The sequence below is a fragment of the Nocardioides halotolerans DSM 19273 genome, from assembly GCF_000422805.1.
Taxonomy (GTDB): domain Bacteria; phylum Actinomycetota; class Actinomycetes; order Propionibacteriales; family Nocardioidaceae; genus Nocardioides; species Nocardioides halotolerans.
Genome location: NZ_AUGT01000009.1, coordinates 306,459 through 326,562, shown reverse-complemented (window position 1 = coordinate 326,562; position 20,104 = coordinate 306,459). Strand labels below are relative to the sequence as shown.

Sequence of the window (20,104 nt, the reverse complement as noted above, 5' to 3'; positions counted from 1 at the left end):
TCTGCGGACCATAGATCGCCAGCCGTCCTGGCAACAGCCTTCACCGCCAAGATGGCCCGGTCGAGCCATGCCGGGACGACCAGGAGCGGGGATGACGAGGGAGCCCGTGGACGACGCCGAGGTGTGCGTCGTCGCGGCCTCGAGCGCCTGGCCGTTCTACCAGGCCACGGGGAGCTACATCTGCCAGGCCAACCGGCGGTTCCGCGACGCGACCCGGCTCGGCTTCTACAGCGCCCGGACGATCCATCCGCTGGTGGCGAGGATCGAGCACACCGTGCCTCAGATCGACCTCGACGACGAGCACGCCGCGGCGCTGGCCCTCTCGGCCGACCCGGTCGAGCGGCGGGTCGGGAAGGCGATGGCGGCGGGCCTGCACGAGGGCATGTCCGGCACCGTCCAGGTCGTCGTCCTCTCCGCTCCACGCGACCCCGCCACCGAGACGATCGGTGCGATCCGCCACGAGGGCCGGTCGGCGTGGACGGTGTTCCAGCGCTACGTCCCGCTGGGCCGGCTCCGCGCGGCCGAGCTGACGAGCGACCTGGCCGACACGGACGCCGGGGAGGCTGACGACGGTGGTCACTGACCAGCAGATCGCCGATCGCCGGGCCGAGGTCGCGGCGTGGTACGCCGACGCCCGCCACCGGTACCTGCGGACCGAGAGCCTGGTCACCCGGATGGTGCGCCGCGCCCTGCGCGACGCCGGCAACGAGAGCGTCAAGGTCGAGAGCCGGGTCAAGAGCCCCGAGAGCCTGGTCGCGAAGGCGGTGCGGCTGCGCGACGACGGCACCTTCAAGTACGCCGACCCGCGTGCGGAGATCACCGACCTGCTCGGGGTGCGAGCCCTCGTGCCGCTGCGGACCGAGCTGGCGGCGATGACCCGGCTGCTGGAGGACCTGTTCGTCGTCGTGGAGAAGTCGGACCTGCGCGAGGGCACCGCCGAGGACGTGCCCGGCTACCAGAGCACCCACCTGCTGGTGCGACTGCGCCCGGACACCCTCGCCGACCTCGACTTCCACGGCCTGGGCGATCCCGTCTTCGAGATCCAGGCTCGGACGATCCTGCAGCACGCGTGGGCCAGCCTCCAGCACGACCTCATGTACAAGACCGAGCGGCCACCGGGCCCGGCCATCCGGCGTCGGCTGATCGCGCTCGCCGGTCTGCTCGAGCTGGCCGAGCGCGAGTTCATCCTCGTCCGTCACGACCACGGCGAGGCCTACCCCGACGAGCCTCCGGACGACGCGGGCACCGACGGCGCGGAGCATCCCGCCGCCGCGTTGGTCACGCAGCTGTTCCCCGGCAGCGGGTCGACCCACCGCGCCTGGCTCGACGAGGTCGAGTCGGTGCTCGGGCAGCTCGGCCTGGCCGACGAGGACGCCGTGCGCTCCGAGCTCGGTGACTGGGCCGGGCGCGCCGAGGCGGTGGCCGCGGCCGTGCGCGCCACCGAGCCCTGGGCCAGCCCGCCGTACCTCCTCGACGTGCTGCTGCGGCTCGCCCTCGACGAGGACTACCTGGCGCGCCGGACCGGAGCCGCGGTCTCCGAGCCCGCGCTGTCGGCGCACCGGGCCGAGCGCGACGACCTGCTCGCCCGGCTCGACCCGGAGGATCGCTGATGGACGGCTTGCTGACCACCGTGGTCGTCGTCGTGGCGGCGTTCGCCTTCGCCGCCATCGGGTTCCTGGTCAAGGAACGCCGCCTGCCCCGCCCGTGGCCCGCCGTGCTCGCCGCGGCGTGCGGGGCAGCGCTCCTCGTCCAGCTGGTGACCGACTGGCCGTTCCCGACCGGCTTCTGGGCCGACCACGGCGTCGTGACCAGCGTCCTCAGCTCGGTCCTCCTCCTCGGGGTCGCCTACCTCGTCTACGAGGATCGCGAGCTGCGCATCCAGGACCGCCTCGACGCGAGCCTCACCGCCGCCGGCGTGGGCGGCATCGTGGACAAGCTGGTGGACGTCGACGTCGCACTCGGCCTGGTCTGCGGGGCCGAGGACCCCCGGGCGTCGGGCTGGACCGACTACTCCTCGACCGGCCGGCCGCTCCGCTGGCTCCGGCAGCACCCGGAGCGGCTGGTCGCCCGCGACGGCAGGCCTGCTGACGACGACCCGCGCGGCTGGGCGGCGCGGCTCCCGGCCACTCCCGACCCGGCGTGGCGGGTCGACCTCGTCGACCAGTGCATCCGCCGCCTGCTGACGGCGATCCGCGACTGGAGCCCGGTCATCAACACCTCCCGCAACGGGACGCAGGTGCTGATCGCGATCGCCGAGCTCCGCAAGGACCTCATGGTGCTGGCCGCGCGGCTGACCGACGACGCCCACGACCCGCTCCCGCTGCTGACCAGCCTGCGGCAGCGGGTGCGGCTGCTCTCGGCCTTCCTCGAGGCGCTCAGCGGAGCCGTCCCGCCGCGACCCGAGATCCTGCAGACCTTCGACCCGATGCAACCCGCCGGTGAGCTCGCGTGGACGGCCGACCCGAAGGCGCGCGACCTGTTCCAGACGGGGTGGCGCAGGTTGCTGGCGGACACCGAGCGTCAGCTGAGGTCGGGGTCGGTCAACCGCTGACCAGCCGCTCGAGCCGCTCCCGCAGCTCGACCAGAGGCATGCTGGCGCCGAGCTCCCAGGACTCCTTCGCCCGGTCGGCCAGGGCGGCGCGTGCCTCGCCCAGGGCCGCCGCGAAGTCGGCCTCCACCGGCTCGTCGGTGCCGCGTGGCGACGGCGCCAGCGTCTGCGCCGCGGCGAACAGCCGCAGCGCGAGGTCGGCGTCGTCCTCCCCGAACGCCAGGACACCACCCAGCCGTGCGCACTGCGCGATCGCCAGGGTCTGCCCGATGCGGTAGCTCTCCCGGACCGCCTCGCCCAGGATCCGCCGGGCCCCGTCGACATCGCCCTGTCCGGCCGTGGCCCGCGCGAGGGTGATGGTCGCGTCGCGCATGACCAGCGGGAGACGGCCCTCGGCCAGCGTGACGCACTCGCCGGCGTACGTCGCCGCCTTGCGGGGGTCGCCGTCGTCGAGCGCGATCTCGGCCAGCGTGTTGTAGGTGTCGGCCGTGCGGTAGACGTCGCCGTGCTCGCGGGTGAGGAGCAGCCGGCGCTCGTGGGTCATCCGCTCCTCGTCCAGCTCCCCCGCGTGCAGGTGGCTGAGCGCCTTGAGGGCAAGGGCTTCGACGACCAGCGGGTAGAGGCCGAGCCGGTCGGACGCCTCCACCGACCGGGTCATCAGCGCCGTCCCGCGTCGGTGGTCGCCGCCGATGAAGAGGGTGCCGCCGAGGTAGCAGCGGGCCTCCGCCAGGGTCGGCTCGTCGGCGTACCGCTCGGCCAGCCGGACGCCCGCCTCGAGGTGGCGGGTGGCGACCGGGACGTCGGTCAGGTGGTAGGCGAGCCGGCCGACCGTCACGTTCAGGCGCGCGGCCTCGTGGCTCTCGGCGGCGACGTACCCGAGCACCACCTGCGCCCGGGCCAGCGCCTCCTGCAACCTGCCGGCCGTGATCCAGAAGGGCGTGGCGAGCAGGGTGATGTCGACCGCCGGCCGGATCCGGCCGACCGACAGCAGCCAGTCCACGGTCGCGTCGATGTCGCGCACCTCGTCGTCGAAGCGGGCCCGGGCGAGGTCGCCCTCGGCGCGGTCGAGCTGCTCGCGCCAGGCGGTGAGCTGGGCGAGGAGGTGGTCGGCCAGGCGCTGGCGCACGGACAACGCGTCGGGTGATGCCTCGAAGTCGGGCAGCAGGTGGGCCCGCACCGTGCGAGGCAGCGCGTAGCTGATCTCGATCCGCGACCCGGTCGCGCGCAGGAGGCCGGTCTCCATCAGCGTGCTGACTCCCTCGACGACGTCGGGCAGGTCGTCGCTCACCGCCTCGGCCGACTCGAGGGTGAAGGCGTCCTCGAAGACCGCCAGCCGGACGGCGAGGCGGCGCTCGGCCTCGGACAGCCGCCCCAGGCTCCACTCGATCGTGGTGACGAGCGCGCGCTGTCGTTCGGGCACGTCGGCAGCAGTGGTGCGCAGCAGGTCGAGGTTGCGGCGCAGCCCCGTCAGGACGCCGGTCAGGCCGAGCGTCCGCACCCGGGCGGCGGCGAGCTCGAGGGCCAGGGGGACGCCGTCCAGGATCTGGCAGAGCGCCGCCACGTCCTCCTCGTGACCCAGGAGCTCGAAGCCCGGCGCGGCACGCTCGGCCGTGGCCACGAACAGCTGGACCGCCGGCGAGGCCGCCACGTCGGACGGGCCCGCGTGGGCGGGAGGGAGCGCGAGCGGCGGCACCGCCACCACCCGCTCGGCCGCGAGGCCCAGGCTCACCCGGCTGGTCACGAGGAAGTCGACCTGCGGGCAGGCCTCGACCAGCTCCAGCAGCCCGGCCGCGCCGTTGGCGAGGGACTCGTAGTTGTCCAGCACCACGAGGACCTGCTGCTCATCGGCCTCGATGCTGAGTTGTCCCAGCTCGTCGACGTCTGCTCCCAGCCCGCCGGCGATCTCCCTGAGGAGGGCCGCGGGTGTGGCCTCGTCGGCCAGGGCGACCCAGACGACGCGTCGTCCCGCGGCCTCGAACGCGCTCGCGACGACGGCGGCCACGCGGGTCTTGCCCGAGCCGCCCAGCCCGGTCAGCGTCACGACGGCCTGTCCGGGCTCGCCGAGACAGCCCTCGACGCGTCGCACGAGCTCGTCGCGCCCGAAGGTGCGAGACCTCGGTGCGGGGATGCGACCGGCGGCGCGGGGAGTGGCCACCCGTTGCTCGGCGACCGCGTCTCCGGTGAGGCTCGGGTCGTTGCGCAGGATCGCGGCCTCGAGCCTCTGGAGGGCCTCGCTGGGCTCGATACCGAGCTCCTCGGCGATCCTGGCGCGGGCCTCGGCGTAGACGGCGACGGCCTCCTCGGCGCGGTAGTCGCGGTAGAGCGCCGTCATGAGGAGCGCCCAGAGGTGCTGCCGCGTGGGATGGGCGGTCACGAGCCCGCGCAGGCGGACGACCTGCTCAGCGGCGCGGCCGAGCCGCAGCTGCGCGGCCACGTGCTCCTCGACGGCGCCGAGGTGCAGGTCCTCGAGGCCGGCCGCCGCCACCGGCGCGAACGGGACGTCGAGGAGCCCGGTGAGCGCCGGGCCGCGCCGCAGCCGCAGCGCCGACTCGAGCCGCGACAGCGACCGGTGCGCATCGGTCTCCGCGCGCGCTCCGGCAACCTCGTCGGCGAGGAGGAGCGCGTCGACGTCCGGTCGCGCCACCTCGAGGGACACGCTCCGGTCGTCGGCCTGCAGCTCGGGCAGCACGCCGCGCACGCGGGAGACCAGAGCCTCGAGACTCGTCTCCGGGTCCTCCGGTGGGGACGTCCCCCACAGCCCGTCGACGAGCTCCTCGCGGGTCAGCGGTGCACCGCCGGCCAGGGCCAGCATCGCGACCAGCGCCCGCTCGCGCTTGCCCGGCAGCTCGACATCGAGCTCGACGGGGCCGAGCAGGCGGATCCTCACGGCGGTGAGCCTAGGCCGTGTCCTAGGCCGTCGGCGCGGGGTGGACAGCGGTCAGTCGGGTGCCCGGTCGGGCGGGAAGCCGCCGATCGCGACCGGCCCCCACCGCTCCGGGGTGATCCGGAGCAGCGACTTGCCCTGCTTCCGCATGGCCTGGCGGTACTCTTCCCAGTCGGGGTGCTCGCCGGAGATGCAGCGGAAGTACTCCACCAGGCCGTCCTCCGCCTCCTGGCTCGGCATGTCCAGCACCTCGGCGCTGCCGTCGACCTGCACCCAGGCGTCGTTCCACTCCTCGGAGAGCACGAGCACGCTGGCGCGCTGGTCGCGGCGCAGGTTCGTGGTCTTGGCGCGGTCGGGGTAGGTCGAGACCACGATCCGGCCGTCGCCGTCGACGCCGCCGGTGACCGGCGAGAGCTGCGGGCTGCCGTCGGAGCGGCGGGTCACGAGGACGAGGTGGTGGCGGGTCCGCACGAACTCCAGGAGCTCCTCGCGCGAGACCCGGGTGTTCGTCGCGATGGTGGGCATGCGGTCACGGTATCCACGCGCGATCCACGCGCGGCGTCCATGCCCGATGTCCACCCGCGGCGGCCGCTCGCGCCGATGCGGCCCCGGAGCCCTCGGAACCGTAACGTGGACCCTTGTGCCCGAGCTGAAAACCGCCAACCTGCGCAACGTCGCGATCGTCGCGCACGTCGACCACGGCAAGACCACCCTCGTCGACGCGATGCTGCGGCAGGCTGGCGCCTTCACCGCCCACCAGGCCGAGAGCGTCGGCGAGCGGGTGATGGACACCGGTGACCTCGAGCGCGAGAAGGGCATCACGATCCTCGCGAAGAACACCGCGGTGCACTACACCGGCCCCTCCGCTCCGGAGGGCATGACGATCAACATCATCGACACGCCCGGGCACGCCGACTTCGGCGGCGAGGTCGAGCGCGGCCTCTCGATGGTCGACGGGATCGTGCTGCTCGTCGACGCCAGCGAGGGCCCGCTGCCGCAGACCCGGTTCGTGCTCGGCAAGGCGCTCAACGCCGACATGCCCGTGGTGCTCGTCGTCAACAAGGTCGACCGCGCCGACGCCCGCATCAAGGAGGTCGTCGACGAGACCTACGAGCTGTTCATGGACCTGCTCGACGACAGCCACAGCCAGGACGCGCTCGACTTCCCGGTCGTCTACGCCAGCGGGAAGGCAGGCATCGCCAGCCTCGAGATGCCGGCCGATGCGACGATGCCCGAGGGCAACGACCTCGAGCCCCTGTTCCGCACCATCCTCGAGACCATCCCGGCGCCGACGTACGTCGAGGGCGCGCCGCTGCAGGCGCACGTGACGAACCTCGACGCCTCGCCGTTCCTCGGCCGGCTCGCGCTGCTGCGCATCCACGCGGGCACGCTGCGCAAGGGGCAGAACGTCGCCTGGATCCGCCGCACGGGCGAGGTGAAGAACGTCAAGGTCACCGAGCTCCTCGTCACCGAGGGCCTCGAGCGCAAGCCCGGCGAGCAGGCCGGCGCGGGCGACATCGTCGCGGTCGCGGGCATCCCCGACATCACGATCGGAGAGACGCTCGCCGACCCGGAGCACCCCGAGCCGCTGCCGCTGATCCACGTCGACGAGCCGGCCATCTCGATGACGATCGGCACCAACACCTCGCCGCTCGTGGGCCAGGTCAAGGGCCACAAGGTGACCGCCCGCCTGGTCAAGGACCGGCTCGACAGCGAGCTCGTCGGCAACGTGTCGCTGAAGATCCTGCCGACCGAGCGCCCCGACGCCTGGGAGGTGCAGGGCCGCGGCGAGCTGGCGCTGGCGATCCTCGTCGAGCAGATGCGCCGCGAGGGCTACGAGCTCACCGTCGGCAAGCCGCAGGTGGTCACCCGCGAGATCGACGGCAAGGTGCACGAGCCGATGGAGCGGCTGACGATCGATGCCCCGGAGGAGTACCTCGGCACGGTCACCGAGCTGCTCGCCACCCGCAAGGGCCGCATGGAGAAGATGACCAACCACGGCACCGGCTGGGTGCGCATGGAGTTCGTGGTGCCGGCGCGCGGGCTGATCGGGTTCCGCACCGAGTTCCTCACCGACACCCGCGGCACCGGCATCGCCCACCACATCTCCGCGGGCTACGAGCCGTGGGCCGGCGAGATCCGCTCGCGCAACTCCGGCTCGCTGGTCGCCGACCGCAAGGGCGCCGCGACGGCGTACGCCATGACCTCGCTGCAGGAGCGCGGCGTGCTGTTCGTCGAGCCCACGACCGAGGTCTACGAGGGCATGATCGTCGGCGAGAACTCCCGCGCCGACGACATGGACGTCAACATCACCAAGGAGAAGCAGCAGACCAACATCCGCTCCTCCACGGCCGACAACTTCGAGAAGCTGGTCCCGCCGCGCAAGCTGTCGCTGGAGCAGTGCCTGGAGTTCTGCCGCGAGGACGAGTGCGTGGAGGTCACGCCGCAGACCGTGCGGATCCGCAAGGTCGTGCTCGACGCCAACGAGCGGGCCAAGACGGCGGCGCGGGCGCGCAAGGCCGCCAAGTAGGGGTGCGCCTGACCTAGGGTCGCGCGCATGTTCCCGTTCAGCGAGACCGAGTACAAGGTCCAGACAGTCCTCTTCCTGCTCGAGGCGCTCGCCTATCTCTGGCTCGCGATGTGGTGCTTCGGGCTCGGACGCTCGCAGGCGTGGGCGACCATCGGCGGGATCGGGTCGCTGCTGGTCGGTGTCGTGCTTGGAGTCGTTGCGGCCGCGACGGCCGAGGTGACGTTCCTCGACAGCTCGCACATCTACGAGAAGGTGCTGTTCCACGAGCACCTCGGCACGGTGATGACCATCGCCCGCGTGCTGGGGGTCTTCCTGATCGTGTGGGCGGTGATGCGCAGCCGGCGTACGCCGCCGGCCCCGGACAGATCGATCTACGGCTCGCCTTAGGCGAGAACTGCACCGCAGCCGCGCCGGGCACTACCTTTCGGCTGTGCTCCTCGACCTGCAGCTCGACGTACCGCCCGAGCACGCCGCCTCCCGCGCCCGCGAGCTGGTCGAGGCCGGAGCTGCCGGGCTGTTCACCTTCGAGGGGCCGCACGACGTGTTCCTGCCGCTGGCCGCGGCGGCCGCGGCGGGCGTCGAGACCGACCTCATGACCAACGTCGCCATCGCGATGCCGCGCTCGCCGATGCACCTCGCGCACACCGCGCACGACCTGCAGCGGATGAGCGGCGGCCGGTTCCGCCTCGGCCTGGGCTCGCAGGTCCGCCCGCACGTCGAGAAGAGGTACGGCGCCACGTGGTCGCCGCCGGCCGCGCGGATGCGGGAGATCGTGCTGGCCGTGAAGGCGATCCTCGGGTCGTGGCAGGACGGCACCCGGCTCGACTTCCGCGGGGAGCACACCCGGCACACGCTGATGCCGCCGACGTTCGTGCCCGGCCCGCTCGAGTGGGGTCTGCCGCCGGTCCTGCTCGGCGCGCTCGGCCCGCTGATGACGCGCACGGCGGCCGAGGTCGCCGACGGGCTGCTGGTGATGCCGTTCCACAGCCACCGCCACGTCCGCGAGCGCACGCTCCCCGCCGTCGAGGAGGGCCTGGCGAGGCGGACCGACCCGAGCCCGTTCACCGTCTACCCACAGGCGATCGTGGCCATGGGCCGGACCCCCGAGCAGCTCGCCGCCGCGACGCTCGGCGTGCGCGGGCTGCTGGCGTTCTACGGCTCGACACCGGCGTACCGGTCGGTCCTCGACGTCGAGGGCTGTGGCAACCTGCAGCCCGAGCTCAACGCGCTGTCCAAGACCGGGTCGGTGCTCGAGATGATCGACCTCGTCGACGACGCGATGGTCGACACCCTCGCCGTGCGCGGCACGCCCGAGGAGGTCGCCGCCGAGCTGCACCGCCGCTTCGGTGACCTCGCCGACCGGGTCTGCTGCTACTTCCCGGGCTATGACGTCGACCTGGCCGACGTGGCGGCGCTGGCTGCGGCTCTGGGGGCGGCTGCTCCGCAGGCGCCGGCGGCGGACTTGGGGTAACTCACCGTTCGGTCCGCTTTCACACCGGCAGAACGGCGTGGAAGCACACCGAACGGTGAGTTACCCCACGTCAGGCCAGCTCGGCGACCCGCTCCACCAACCCCACGTCCGTCGACGTCGGGATCACGTGCACCTCGTCGGTGCCGACGTCCTCGAGGCGTCGCAGGATGTCAGCGAGGTCGGCGGCGGTGCCGGCGAAGCCGGTCGTGGGCGCCATGGCGTCGACGAGCGCGGGCGGCAGCCAGTTCATGTAGTGGCGCAGGTGGCGGTGCACCTGCGCCCGCGCGTCGGGTACGCCGGACGGCGAGTCGGCGAGCGCGACCCAGAACGACGTGGTGAGCAGCGGGGCGGGGCGGCCGGCGTCCGACCACGCGGCGCGCGCGACGTCGTGCAGCCCGGAGATCGCGGCGACGTCGAGGTCGAGGGTGAAGCCCGCAAGGCCGTCGGCCCACGACGCGGCCGAGCGCAGCGTGCGCGGGCCCATCGTCCCGACCAGCAGCGGCGGTCCACCCGGCTGCAGGGGCGGCGGCCCGACCGGGCGCTCCGCCTCGGTGAGCTTCTCACCGGCCCAGACCCGCTGCACGAGCCCGGCCAGGCGCGACATCTCCCCCATCGTCTGCGGCCCGTCCGCCTCGGCGGCGCGGTAGTCCTCGACCCGGCCGCCGACCCCGAACCCCACGGTGAGGCGGCCGCCGCTGAGCCGGTCGGCCGTCGCCAGGGCCTTGGCGAGCGGAGCCGGCCGGTGCAGCTGCGGCACGATGACCGTCGTCACCAGCCGGACCCGCGACGTCCAGGCCGCGACCGCGCCGAGCAGGGTCAGCGTCTCCGGGTTGTCGAAGGCCATCCGCTCGCCGAAGCACAGTGAGGCGTACGGCCCCGCGTCCACCGCCCGCGCCCAGCGCTCGAGCGTGTCGGGCTCGGCCCACAGGTCCGGCTCCATGACCGGCAGGGTCATCCCGAGTCGCATGGGGAGCACCCTGTCAGACCCACGCCAGCGACCCCGGTGCCGGACGGGTCCGGCACCGGGCTCGACGTCGACCGTCGGTCAGGAGGCGGTGACCACCCCGAGGCCGTCGATCACGACCGTCTTCTGCTTCTTCTTCTTCTTGGCCTTCTTGGTGTCGTTGACGATCGTCACCGTGCCCGACTGGGCGGAGGCGAACGTCGCCACGGGGATGACGACCTTGCCGGCCGCCGCGCCCTTGAGCGAGATGGCCTTGAGGAGCTGGCCGTTGAGGAACACCTTGACGGTGCCGCCCTTCTTGCCCGTGGTCGCGATGAGCGACAGCGACGTGGCTCCGCTGATCGTGGTGCTCAGCGTCGACCCCTTCTTCTTCGAGGTCGACACGGTGCCGCCGAAGGCACCCGCCTGTCCGGCGCGCTTCCACGAGCCCTTGGTCGACGCCAGTGCGACGTCGTCCAGCGGCACGGTGAAGCTCCGCGTCGCCGGGGTCTCGTCGGCGTTGCCGGCCGGGTCCGTCGCGAAGACCGAGAACGTGTGCGTCCTCGCGCTGAGCCCGCTCAGCGACACCGGCGACGTCGGGCACGCCTGCGTCGCGCCGTCGAGGGTGCAGGTGAAGGTCACCGGGCTCTCGTCGGCTCCGATGCCGATGCTGGTCGCCGTGTCGAGCAGGAGGCTCCCCTCGGCCGGACCCGACGTGATCGACGTCTGCGGGTCGGTGTGGTCGATCGTGACGCTCAGCGAGCCGGTCCCGGAGCCGGCGTAGCGACCGCCGACCTGCAGCTGCAGGTTGTAGACCCGGCCCGACTGCAGCGGGATGTCCGCCGAGTAGGAGCAGCTCGCGTCGCCGTTGGCGTCGACCGCGGCGTCGGCGCACAGCACCTCGTTGGCGATCGTGTCCTTGATCGTCACCGTCGCCTTGGTCAGGTCACCAGGGCTGCCGTCGGCAGCCTGCGTCACGTGGGCGCTCAGCGGGACCGTGACGACGTCGTTGCCGCCCACGGGCGCCTCGACCGTCGCCGGACCGGTGTACGTCGCGGTCGCGTCCTCCGCGGTCACCTCGATCGTCAAGTCGAGCTCCTCGGAGTCCGTCCCGTCGGTCACGGTGACCGTCACCGGGTAGGTGCCCGGCGCGTCGGTCGCGTGCCCCGACACCGTGAACGTCGACGTCAGCGGGCCGGTGGCCCCCGACGTGTCGGTCTCGGTCACGTTGAGCCCGGCAGGCAGGCCCGACGCCGAGGCGGAGAGCCCCGGACCGTCGCGCCGTCCCGTCTCGGCGCTGACCGTGATCGGGGTGGTCGGGCCGTCGCTGTACTGGACCGAGTACGACGACGCGGCCGGCCCGGTCGCCACGAGGCGCGGATTGATCGCGAAGTCGAGGTTGTTGACGTCGAAGAAGTAGTTGTCGACGGCCTCGATCTTGAGCCGGGCCCGGTCGGTGCCGACGTTGGGCCACGTGATGCGCTGCGCGCCGTCGTTCGGCACGTTGTCGGCGACCACGTAGGGCCACGTGAGGCCGCCGTCGGTCGACACCGAGATCCTGACGTTCGGCGCCAGCGTCGGCTTGTCCGTGGAGTTCACCGTCCAGGTGATGTTCTCCTCGCGCCCACCGACGGCAGCGGTCGCCGCCGTGTTGCGACCCTGCACGAGCAGCGGCCCGGCGGTCTTGTCGATCGTCAGCTTCACGTCGTCGAACGCGTAGCCGCCGCCCTCGGCGTGCTGGTCGCGCGCGGTGAGCCGGAAGTGCAGCGACGGCTCGTTGTTGGCAGCGAGGACGTCGCCCACGTAGCTCGAGTCCGGCAGCCACTCGGCGAAGCACTCCACCGTCGCGACGGGCACGTTGGTGATGCCGGTGCCGGTGGCCGGCGGGAACGGCACCGGCGGCGGGGGCGCGTCGGGGCACCTGCCGAACCACGTCGTCGCCGGTGACACCGGAGGCGTCGGCGTGGCGGCGTTGTAGTTGCTGTCGAGGATCTGCTGCATGTCCGGGAAGGTGCGCGACGGGTCGCCGGTGGCGTGGTTCTCCCCCGGCGAGTGGATCGTGACCGTGCCGGCCGGGGTCACGTCGGCGTAGGTGCCGAAGACCCGGAACAGCGGACCGTTGGTCTTGGTCTGGCTCACCAGCTGGTTGCCGCTGCTGCCGCCCCGGTCGTTCTGCTCCCAGAGGTAGATCAGCGAGTCGTCGTCGGCGTCCGTGCCGCTGCCGGTCAGCGTGAACGGCGTCAGCATCGGGATCGTCTTGTCGTCGGGGGCGGTCACCGTCGGGTTGTGGTTGTCGGTGTCCTCGACGGTGTGGCCGCCGTTGGTCTGCGGACCGCCCTGCGCGGTCGTGCCGACGAACCCGGTCACGTCACCGGCGACGGGCGTCACCGTCATCCGCGGCTGGTCGGCGCCGAGCAGGCCCGGGCCGCCGAAGGTCACCTGGATGCCGTTGGCCAGCCCGGTGGCATTGTTCTGGTTGTTGTAGCCCGAGACGGTGACGCCGCCCGGGCCGATCGCCGGCAGCGTCTCGAGCGCCGCGTCGATCTGGGCGGAGGTGGACCCGGCCGGGATCGGCGCCGTGGTCTGGTTCTTGAAGGTCAGCGTGATCGCGTCCGCGCCGTCGAAGCCGTAGAGCGAGACGGTCTGCACCTCGTTGACGTTCGCCTTCGTCGCCACGATGTTCGCGGTGATCTCGCTCTGGCTGCGCTGGCTGAAGTACGGGTCGGAGTGCGGTTGCAGGTTGTCCTGCTGGCAGATGCCGGCGTAGGCCATCACCGAGGTGCCCGAGCCGGGCTCGACCGACGTCCCGCCGTTGCGGTTGCCGCCCGAGCAGTTGTACTGGTTGCCGTTGAAGGTGTGGTTGCCGCCGAACTGGTGGCCCATCTCGTGAGCCACGTAGTCGACCGCGTAGTAGTCGCCCTCGGGCGTCGGGATGCCGGTGCAGCCCTGCGCCTTGTTGTTGCCGCCCACCACGCCGAGGCCCGCGACACCGCCGCCGGGCGCGCCCAGCGCGAGGTGGCCGAGGTCGTAGCTGTCGGCGCCGACCAGCTGGCCGAGCACGATGCGGATGATGCCGAGGCTCGAGCACTGCGTGACGTTCGCGGTGGAGAAGCACGCCGCCGCACCGCACGGGCCGTTCGGCAGGGTCGCCATCGCCGCCGTGTTGAGGTTGAGCTTGTCGGTGTCGTCAATCAGCTCGAGGCGGACCGCGAGGTCGTCGTTGTAGACCTCGTTGACCCGGTTCATCAGCGTGACCTTCTCGGCCAGGACGATGGCGTTGGACTCGGGGTCGTGGTTGCCGTCGTTGACGGCCTGACCACCGAAGTAGGTGGCGTAGCCGGGGTCGGTCACCAGCGCGAGCCGGTAGGTGCGCAGCCTCGTGAGGTCACCCGGCGCCTCGCCAGTGTGTACGGGGGCGTCCTCGGCGGCCTGGGCCTCGATCGCGCCCTCCTGGAACCCGCCTGCAGGCTCCTCGGCGTCGGCGCCCAGGTAGGAGAGGTAGAGGCTGGTGTCGCCGTTGTACGCCGGGTCGACATACCACGAGTCGCCACCGTGTGCTCCGCGCACGTAGGCGTGGAAGCCCATCGGCGTCATGTCGAGACGCACCGAGGCCCGACCGTCGGCACTCCGGCCGGCGTAGGTCTGGATGTCCGGGTGGGCGGCCGCGAGCCGTGACTGCATGATCGGGGAGCTGACCACCTCGAACGAGACGAGCTGTCCGTTGGGCGCCGGGATCCGCACGGTGGCCGGCACCCCCCGCGTGCCCTCGCGAGGTGCGTCCGCGAGCGCGGCTCGCATCTGCGCCGCGTTCAGCGTGTAGGCCCGGAAGGCGCTCGGGTTCACCCGACGCTTGTGCCCGTTCAGCTGCGCCTGGGGCGTCCGGTTGGACGCCGTCCAGGGGGAGGCGGACGGGGCGGCAGGAGCCGCGGCGCGGGCGCTCGCGGCGGTCGACGGTGAGGAGAGCAGCAGGGCGGGGACAAGGGTCACCACGACGGCCGCGGAAGCGACGATCGCGCTGACGCGCGTGCCCCGGCGGGCGCCATCCCGACGAGAGGTGCTCAGCACAGGGGAATCCTTCGGGGGTGTCTGCCGAGAACGGACGGAACAGGCGCAACCTATGTCCGCGACCGCGTCCGCGACCATCCCCCAGGTAGGCCAGATTCCGGCGCTGTCACCGGGATGGTCACGCCGGGTCATAGCTGGGTTCGAGCCGCTCGCTCCTTCGCCCGGTCCGGCGCGCGTCCGCCGAACGCCGTACCTCGAGCTCGACGTGCTCGCGGCGTCCGCGGTCGGGCTGACCGCCGTGGTCGCCCGCCCGAGTCCCTACCATGCTGCGGGTGAGCGAACCCTCGGCGGACGCCAGGCGCGACCCGATCCGCGAGGCGCACCGCCAGTGGGTGCGGCACGGATGGGGTGACGCCGCGGACGGCATGGTCATGGTGACGTCGCTGGTCCGCGCCCAGCAGCTGCTCATGGAGCGGATCGACGCGGTGCTGCGCCCGCTCGAGCTGACCTTCGCGCGCTACGAGGTGCTGCGGCTGCTGTCGTTCGCCTCGAGCGGCGCGATGCCGATGACCCGGCTCGGCTCGCTGCTGCAGGTGCACCCGACGTCGGTCACCTCCGCGGTCGACCGCCTCGAGCGGCAGGGGTTCGTCGAGCGCCTGCGCCACGACGACGACCGCCGCGTCGTGCTCGCCTCGATCACCGACGCCGGCCGCGCGGTCGTCGAGAAGGCCACCGACGGCCTCAACGCCGACGTCTTCCAGCGCCCCGGCGTCTCCGCGAAAGAGCTCTCCGACCTCACCCGCCTCCTCGGCGTGCTCCGCAAGGACGCCGGCGACACCGTGGACTGAGCCCCCACTCGGGATAGTCCCTGACGCTGGTGCGTGTGGAGCCGCCGGTTCCGCAGGCACGGACGTCAGGGACTATCCCCTCGCTCGGACGCCGTGGCACAATTACTAGGACGTCCAACTACCGAAGGTCCACGCAATGCCTGAGCTCCACGTCCCGCAGCACCCGGTCCGCCTGGTGACCGCATCCAGCCTGTTCGACGGGCACGACGCGTCGATCAACATCATGCGGCGGATCTTCATGAGCCAGGGCTGCGAGGTCGTGCACCTCGGGCACAACCGCTCCGTCCAGGAGGTCGTGGACGCGGCGATCGAGGAGGACGTCCAGGGCGTGGCCGTCAGCAGCTACCAGGGCGGCCACATCGAGTACTTCGAGTACCTCGTCGAGTCGCTCCGCGCCCGCGGCGCCGACCACGTGCACGTCGTCGGCGGCGGTGGCGGCGTGATCGTGCACGACGAGATCGACCGGCTCCGGCGCAGCGGCGTCACGATCTTCTCCCCCGAGGACGGCCAGCGCCTCGGGCTGCCGGGCATGATCAACTCCGTCGTCGCCGACCTCGACTTCGACCTCTGGGACAGCAAGCACGTCACCGCCGACGACGTCATCAGCGGCGACCGGCTCGCGGTCGCGCGGGCGATCACCGGCGTCGAGACGGGCCGCCTCCCGGCCGACGCCCTCGACGCCCTGCGCCGGGCCGCCGAGCAGCACCCGGCGCCCGTCCTCGGCATCACCGGCACCGGAGGCTCCGGCAAGTCCAGCCTCACCGACGAGCTCGTACGCCGCCTGCGCGTCGACCAGCAGGACAAGGTGCGCGTCGCGGTGGTCGCGGTCGACCCGACCCGCCGCAAGGGCGGCGGCGCGCTGCTCGGCGACCGCATCCGGATGAACAGCCTGGACCTGCCGGACATGGACCGGAGCCGCGTCTACTTCCGCAGCCTCGCGACCCGCGGCGCCCACGAGCTCCCCGACTACCTCGCCGACGTCATCACCGTGCTCAAGGCGGCCGGCTTCGACCTCGTGGTGGTCGAGACGCCGGGCATCGGCCAGGGCGACGCGGCCGTGGTGCCCTACGTCGACACGTCGATGTACGTCATGACGCCGGAGTTCGGGGCGGCGAGCCAGCTCGAGAAGATCGACATGCTCGACTTCGCCGACGTCGTCGCGATCAACAAGTTCGAGCGCCGCGGCGCCGAGGACGCCATGCGTGACGTCGCGCGTCAGCTGGTCCGCAACCGCGAGGCGTTCGGCAAGCGGGCCGAGGACATGCCGGTCTTCGGCACCAGCGCCGCGACGTTCAACGACGACGGCGTCACCGCCCTCTACCAGCACCTCAAGGAGCTGCTCGCCGAGGAGCAGGGGAGCCACGCCCTGCGGCTCGACGAGGGCGCGCTCCCCCGCGTCGACGTCCGGCACTCCTCGAAGATCCGGCAGGTCGTCCCCGCCGAGCGGGTGCGCTACCTCTCGGAGATCACCGAAACCGTCCGCACCTACCACGCCCGCACCGACGAGCTGGTCGAGCAGGCGCGGGCGGTCCAGCGGCTGACGTGGGTGGCCGACACCGTGGCGGAGGCGCGCGGCGCGCTGGCGCCGAGCCTCGAGGCCGCCGAGACGGCGCTCGACGACGACGTGAGGAAGCAGCTCGAGCACTGGCCCTCCGTCGTCGAGGAGTACGCCGCGCACCCCGGCCGCGAGTCGCTGTCCGGCAGCCGCGTCCCGCGCGTCTCCCTGCCGGCGTACGCCGACCACGGCGAGCTCGTGAAGTACTTCCGCCGCGAGAACCTCCCCGGCCGGTTCCCGTTCACCGCCGGCGTCTTCGCGTTCAAGCGCGACGACGAGGACCCGGCCCGGATGTTCGCGGGCGAGGGCGACCCGGCGCGCACCAACCGCCGCTTCAAGGTGCTCTCCGAGGGCCAGCCCGCGACGAGGCTGAGCACGGCCTTCGACTCCGTGACGCTCTACGGCCGCGACCCCGACGAGCGTCCCGACATCTACGGCAAGGTCGGCACGTCGGGTGTGAGCGTCGCGACGCTCGACGACATGAAGGAGCTCTACGACGGGTTCGACCTGCTCGACCCGGCGACGTCGGTGAGCATGACGATCAACGGTCCCGCGCCGACCGTCCTCGCGTTCTTCCTCAACACCGCGATGGACCAGGCGCGCGAGAGGGGCATCGACCCCTACGAGGCGATCAAGACCGTCCGCGGCACGGTGCAGGCCGACATCCTCAAGGAGGACCAGGGCCAGAACACCTGCCTGTTCTCGACCGAGTTCTCTCTGCGCTGCATGGCCGACATCCAGGAGTGGTTCATCGAGAAGCAGGTCCGCAACTTCTACTCGGTCTCCATCTCCGGCTACCACATCGCCGAGGCCGGCGCGAACCCCATCAGCCAGCTCGCGTTCACCCTCGCCAACGGCTTCACCTACGTCGAGGCCTACCTCGCGCGCGGCATGGACATCGACGACTTCGCGCCCAACCTCTCGTTCTTCTTCAGCAACGGCATGGACCCGGAGTACTCCGTGATCGGCCGCGTCGCCCGCCGGATCTGGGCGGTCGCCATGAAGGAGAAGTACGGCGCCGGCGAGCGCTCGCAGAAGCTGAAGTACCACGTGCAGACCAGCGGCCGGTCGCTCCACGCGCAGGAGATGGACTTCAACGACATCCGCACCACGCTCCAGGCGCTGATCGCGATCTACGACAACGCCAACTCCCTGCACACCAACGCCTACGACGAGGCGGTCACCACCCCGTCGACGGAGTCCGTGCGCCGCGCGCTCGCGATCCAGCTGATCATCAACCGCGAGTGGGGCCTCGCGATGAACGAGAACCCTCTCCAGGGCTCCTACGTCATCGACGAGCTCACCGACCTCGTGGAGGAGGCGGTGCTCAAGGAGTTCGACGCGATCAACGAGCGCGGCGGCGTCCTCGGCGCCATGGAGACCGGCTACCAGCGCGGCCGCATCCAGGACGAGTCGATGCTCTACGAGCACCGCAAGCACGACGGCTCGCTGCCGATCATCGGCGTCAACACCTTCCGCCGGCCGCACTCCGAGAACGGCCACGACGGCACGCCCGACCACGTCGAGCTGTCCCGCGCGACCGACGCCGAGAAGGAGTCTCAGCTCACCCGTGTGCGCGCCTTCCAGGAGCAGCACGAGCAGGAGGCCACCGCGGCGCTGGCCCACCTCAAGGAGGTCGCGACCTCCGGCGGCAACGTGTTCGCGGCGCTCATGGACGCCGCCCGCGTCTGCTCGCTCGGCCAGGTGACCGAGGCGTTCTTCGAGGTCGGCGGCGCCTACCGCCGGAACGTCTGAGCGCTCCGCTCAGCGCCTCCGCTTGACCTTGAACGCGTAGGACGCCGGCGTCGGGTCGGTCACGCCGGCCGCGCTCACCGCTCGCACGAGCAGCGTGTGCTTGCCGGCCTTGGCCTTGAAGGTCAGCGGGAACCTGGCGCCCCGTCCCCGCTCCACATCGGGAAGAGTGTCCGCGTGTCCTCCGGATCCGCACGACGCGTGGTGAGCCTCGTCCCCAGCATCACCGAGGCGCTGGCGTCCGTACGCCGCGACGCGGTCGTGGGCGCGACCGACTGGTGCACGCACCCGGCCGACCTCGACGACACCCTCGAGGCGCGGGTCCGCGGCACCAAGAACCCCAACCTGGAGACCATCAGGCAGCTGCGACCCGACGTCGTGATCGCCAACCGCGAGGAGAACCGCGAGCTCGACGTACGCCGGCTGCGCGAGTCCGGCGTCCGCGTCGAGGTGACCCGCGTCGAGTCCGTGCCCGAGGCGGTCGAGGCCTACGAGCACCTCTTCGACGAGGTGCTCGGCTGGGAGCGGCCGCCCTGGCTGGGCGAGGTCAGGGAGCTGTGGTGCGGTCCGCTGCCGGAGGTCACGGCGTCGGTGGCGATCCCGGTGTGGCGCGACCCGTGGATGGTCGTCGGCAGCGCGACGTTCACCGGCGACCTGGCCCGTCGGCTGGGCTGGGCCAACGCGTTCGCCGACAGCGCCGACCGCTACCCGACCGTGGCGCCGAGCGAGGTCGAGGCGAGGGGCGTCGACCTCGTGCTGCTCCCCGACGAGCCGTACGTCTTCACCGCCGACGACGGGCCCGAGGCGTTCCCGCGAACGGCGACCCGGCTCGTGAGCGGCCGGCTGCTCACGTGGTACGGCCCGTCGCTGCTGGAGGCGCGGTCGCTCTGAGTGCGCGGCCTCAGGTCAGCCAGCGGGCCAGCAGCGTGCCGTGGTCCTCGAGCAGCAGGGTCAGCCGCAGGGCCACGTCGACCGGCGGTCCGTCGGTGATCCGCGGGTGCTCGCCGGCGAGGAGCCGCGGCACGACGGTCGCGTCGAGCTCGTCGACGACGCCCTCGGCGAGGAGGTCGCGGAGCAGGTGCGGCCCGCCCTCGGCGAGCATGCTCGCGAACCCCCGCTCGGTGAGGGCGTGCCTGAGGCCGGCCAGGTCCACGCGGTGGCCGCCCTGCACGAGCACGTGGTCGGCGCCGAGCAGCTCGCGGGTCTCGTCGAGGCGCTCGGCCGCCGCGCAGGTGGCCATGAGGACCGACCCGGATGGTGCGTCGCGCAGGCCGGGCGGCACCTCGGCGCGACGGCTCACCAGGACCAGCGGCTTCGACGCGTCCTGGTAGCCCTCCTCGCGGGCGGTGCCTGCACCGACGACCACGCAGTCGCAGAGCCGGCGCAGGGTGTCGAAGACGCGCTTGTCCGCGACGTTGTTGATGCCGCCGCTCCTGCCGTCGGGACCGGTGGCGGCGCCGTCGACGGTGCTGATCATGTTCACCCGCAGCCAGGGCGACGACGGCACGGCGTAGAGACGGTCGAGGTCGTCGTCGGTCTGGTCGGCCAGCCTCAGCAGCTCCACCAGG

At 72.2% G+C, this 20,104-nt stretch carries 15 protein-coding genes; 9 read left to right on the top strand and 6 right to left on the bottom strand.

All coding sequences use genetic code 11. From position 1 onward, the window contains the following. Nucleotides 1-91: 91 nt before the first annotated feature. Genes G514_RS0101445 through G514_RS0101435 form a run of 3 tightly spaced genes read left to right on the top strand, consistent with a single transcriptional unit; the run spans nt 92 to nt 2,551 of the window. Nucleotides 92-583, top strand: coding sequence for a hypothetical protein (locus G514_RS0101445; protein ID WP_157544545.1), 492 nt, complete (start codon nt 92-94; stop codon nt 581-583). Beyond that, nucleotides 573-1,610, top strand: a complete 1,038-nt coding sequence (locus tag G514_RS28855; RefSeq protein ID WP_051246444.1) for a GTP pyrophosphokinase — start codon at nt 573-575, stop codon at nt 1,608-1,610. Before G514_RS0101445 ends, G514_RS28855 begins: the two co-directional genes overlap by 11 nt. Continuing rightward, complete coding sequence (locus G514_RS0101435) at nt 1,610-2,551, top strand: hypothetical protein (RefSeq protein WP_028650306.1); 942 nt, start codon at nt 1,610-1,612, stop codon at nt 2,549-2,551. Before G514_RS28855 ends, G514_RS0101435 begins: the two co-directional genes overlap by 1 nt. On the opposite strand, the gene G514_RS0101430 is transcribed toward G514_RS0101435, so the two are convergent. Next, on the bottom strand, nt 2,541-5,435 hold the full coding sequence (locus G514_RS0101430) for an AfsR/SARP family transcriptional regulator (protein ID WP_028650305.1): 2,895 nt from the start codon (nt 5,433-5,435) through the stop codon (nt 2,541-2,543). The two genes, G514_RS0101435 and G514_RS0101430, sit on opposite strands and share 11 nt — an antisense overlap. Before the next feature lie 51 nt (nt 5,436-5,486). Continuing rightward, nucleotides 5,487-5,957, bottom strand: coding sequence for a PPOX class F420-dependent oxidoreductase (locus G514_RS0101425; RefSeq protein WP_036563176.1), 471 nt, complete (start codon nt 5,955-5,957; stop codon nt 5,487-5,489). A 115-nt stretch (nt 5,958-6,072) separates the two neighbouring features. Here G514_RS0101425 and typA point away from each other — a divergent pair, with 115 nt between their 5' ends. Genes typA through G514_RS0101410 form a run of 3 tightly spaced genes read left to right on the top strand, consistent with a single transcriptional unit; the run spans nt 6,073 to nt 9,433 of the window. After that, complete coding sequence (gene typA / locus G514_RS0101420; protein ID WP_028650303.1) at nt 6,073-7,962, top strand: translational GTPase TypA; 1,890 nt, start codon at nt 6,073-6,075, stop codon at nt 7,960-7,962. Between the two features lie 27 nt (nt 7,963-7,989). Beyond that, nucleotides 7,990-8,349, top strand: coding sequence for a hypothetical protein (locus G514_RS0101415; RefSeq protein ID WP_028650302.1), 360 nt, complete (start codon nt 7,990-7,992; stop codon nt 8,347-8,349). Between the two features lie 43 nt (nt 8,350-8,392). Continuing rightward, nucleotides 8,393-9,433 (top strand): TIGR03617 family F420-dependent LLM class oxidoreductase, encoded by a 1,041-nt coding sequence (locus G514_RS0101410; protein WP_028650301.1) that lies wholly within the window; start codon nt 8,393-8,395, stop codon nt 9,431-9,433. A gap of 70 nt (nt 9,434-9,503) precedes the next feature. On the opposite strand, the gene G514_RS0101405 is transcribed toward G514_RS0101410, so the two are convergent. Continuing rightward, nucleotides 9,504-10,400 (bottom strand): LLM class flavin-dependent oxidoreductase, encoded by an 897-nt coding sequence (locus G514_RS0101405; RefSeq protein ID WP_211222008.1) that lies wholly within the window; start codon nt 10,398-10,400, stop codon nt 9,504-9,506. Between the two features lie 78 nt (nt 10,401-10,478). Beyond that, entirely contained in the window at nt 10,479-14,441 is a 3,963-nt protein-coding gene (locus G514_RS24245) for a reprolysin-like metallopeptidase (RefSeq protein ID WP_157544544.1), read from the bottom strand. Nucleotides 14,442-14,713: 272 nt separating this feature from the next. On the opposite strand from G514_RS24245, the gene G514_RS0101395 reads away from it, so the two are divergent. Next, nucleotides 14,714-15,229 (top strand): MarR family winged helix-turn-helix transcriptional regulator, encoded by a 516-nt coding sequence (locus G514_RS0101395; protein ID WP_028650299.1) that lies wholly within the window; start codon nt 14,714-14,716, stop codon nt 15,227-15,229. 136 nt (nt 15,230-15,365) lie between these two features. Then, a complete protein-coding gene (icmF, locus tag G514_RS0101390; protein ID WP_028650298.1) occupies nt 15,366-18,539 on the top strand; it encodes a fused isobutyryl-CoA mutase/GTPase IcmF in 3,174 nt (1,057 codons plus the stop codon). 9 nt (nt 18,540-18,548) lie between these two features. Here icmF and G514_RS30565 read toward each other — a convergent pair whose 3' ends face one another. After that, nucleotides 18,549-18,695: a hypothetical protein gene (locus tag G514_RS30565; protein WP_169576241.1), complete on the bottom strand. Its 147-nt coding sequence runs from the start codon at nt 18,693-18,695 to the stop codon at nt 18,549-18,551. Between the two features lie 18 nt (nt 18,696-18,713). Here G514_RS30565 and G514_RS0101385 point away from each other — a divergent pair, with 18 nt between their 5' ends. Next, the gene (locus G514_RS0101385; protein ID WP_245582061.1) at nt 18,714-19,427 is read left to right on the top strand and encodes a helical backbone metal receptor; all 714 of its coding nucleotides are present in this window, start codon (nt 18,714-18,716) and stop codon (nt 19,425-19,427) included. A 10-nt stretch (nt 19,428-19,437) separates the two neighbouring features. Here the strand turns inward: G514_RS0101385 and G514_RS0101380 are convergent, their stop codons facing one another. Further along, complete coding sequence (locus G514_RS0101380) at nt 19,438-20,100, bottom strand: dihydrofolate reductase family protein (RefSeq protein WP_245582060.1); 663 nt, start codon at nt 20,098-20,100, stop codon at nt 19,438-19,440. Nucleotides 20,101-20,104: the final 4 nt, after the last annotated feature.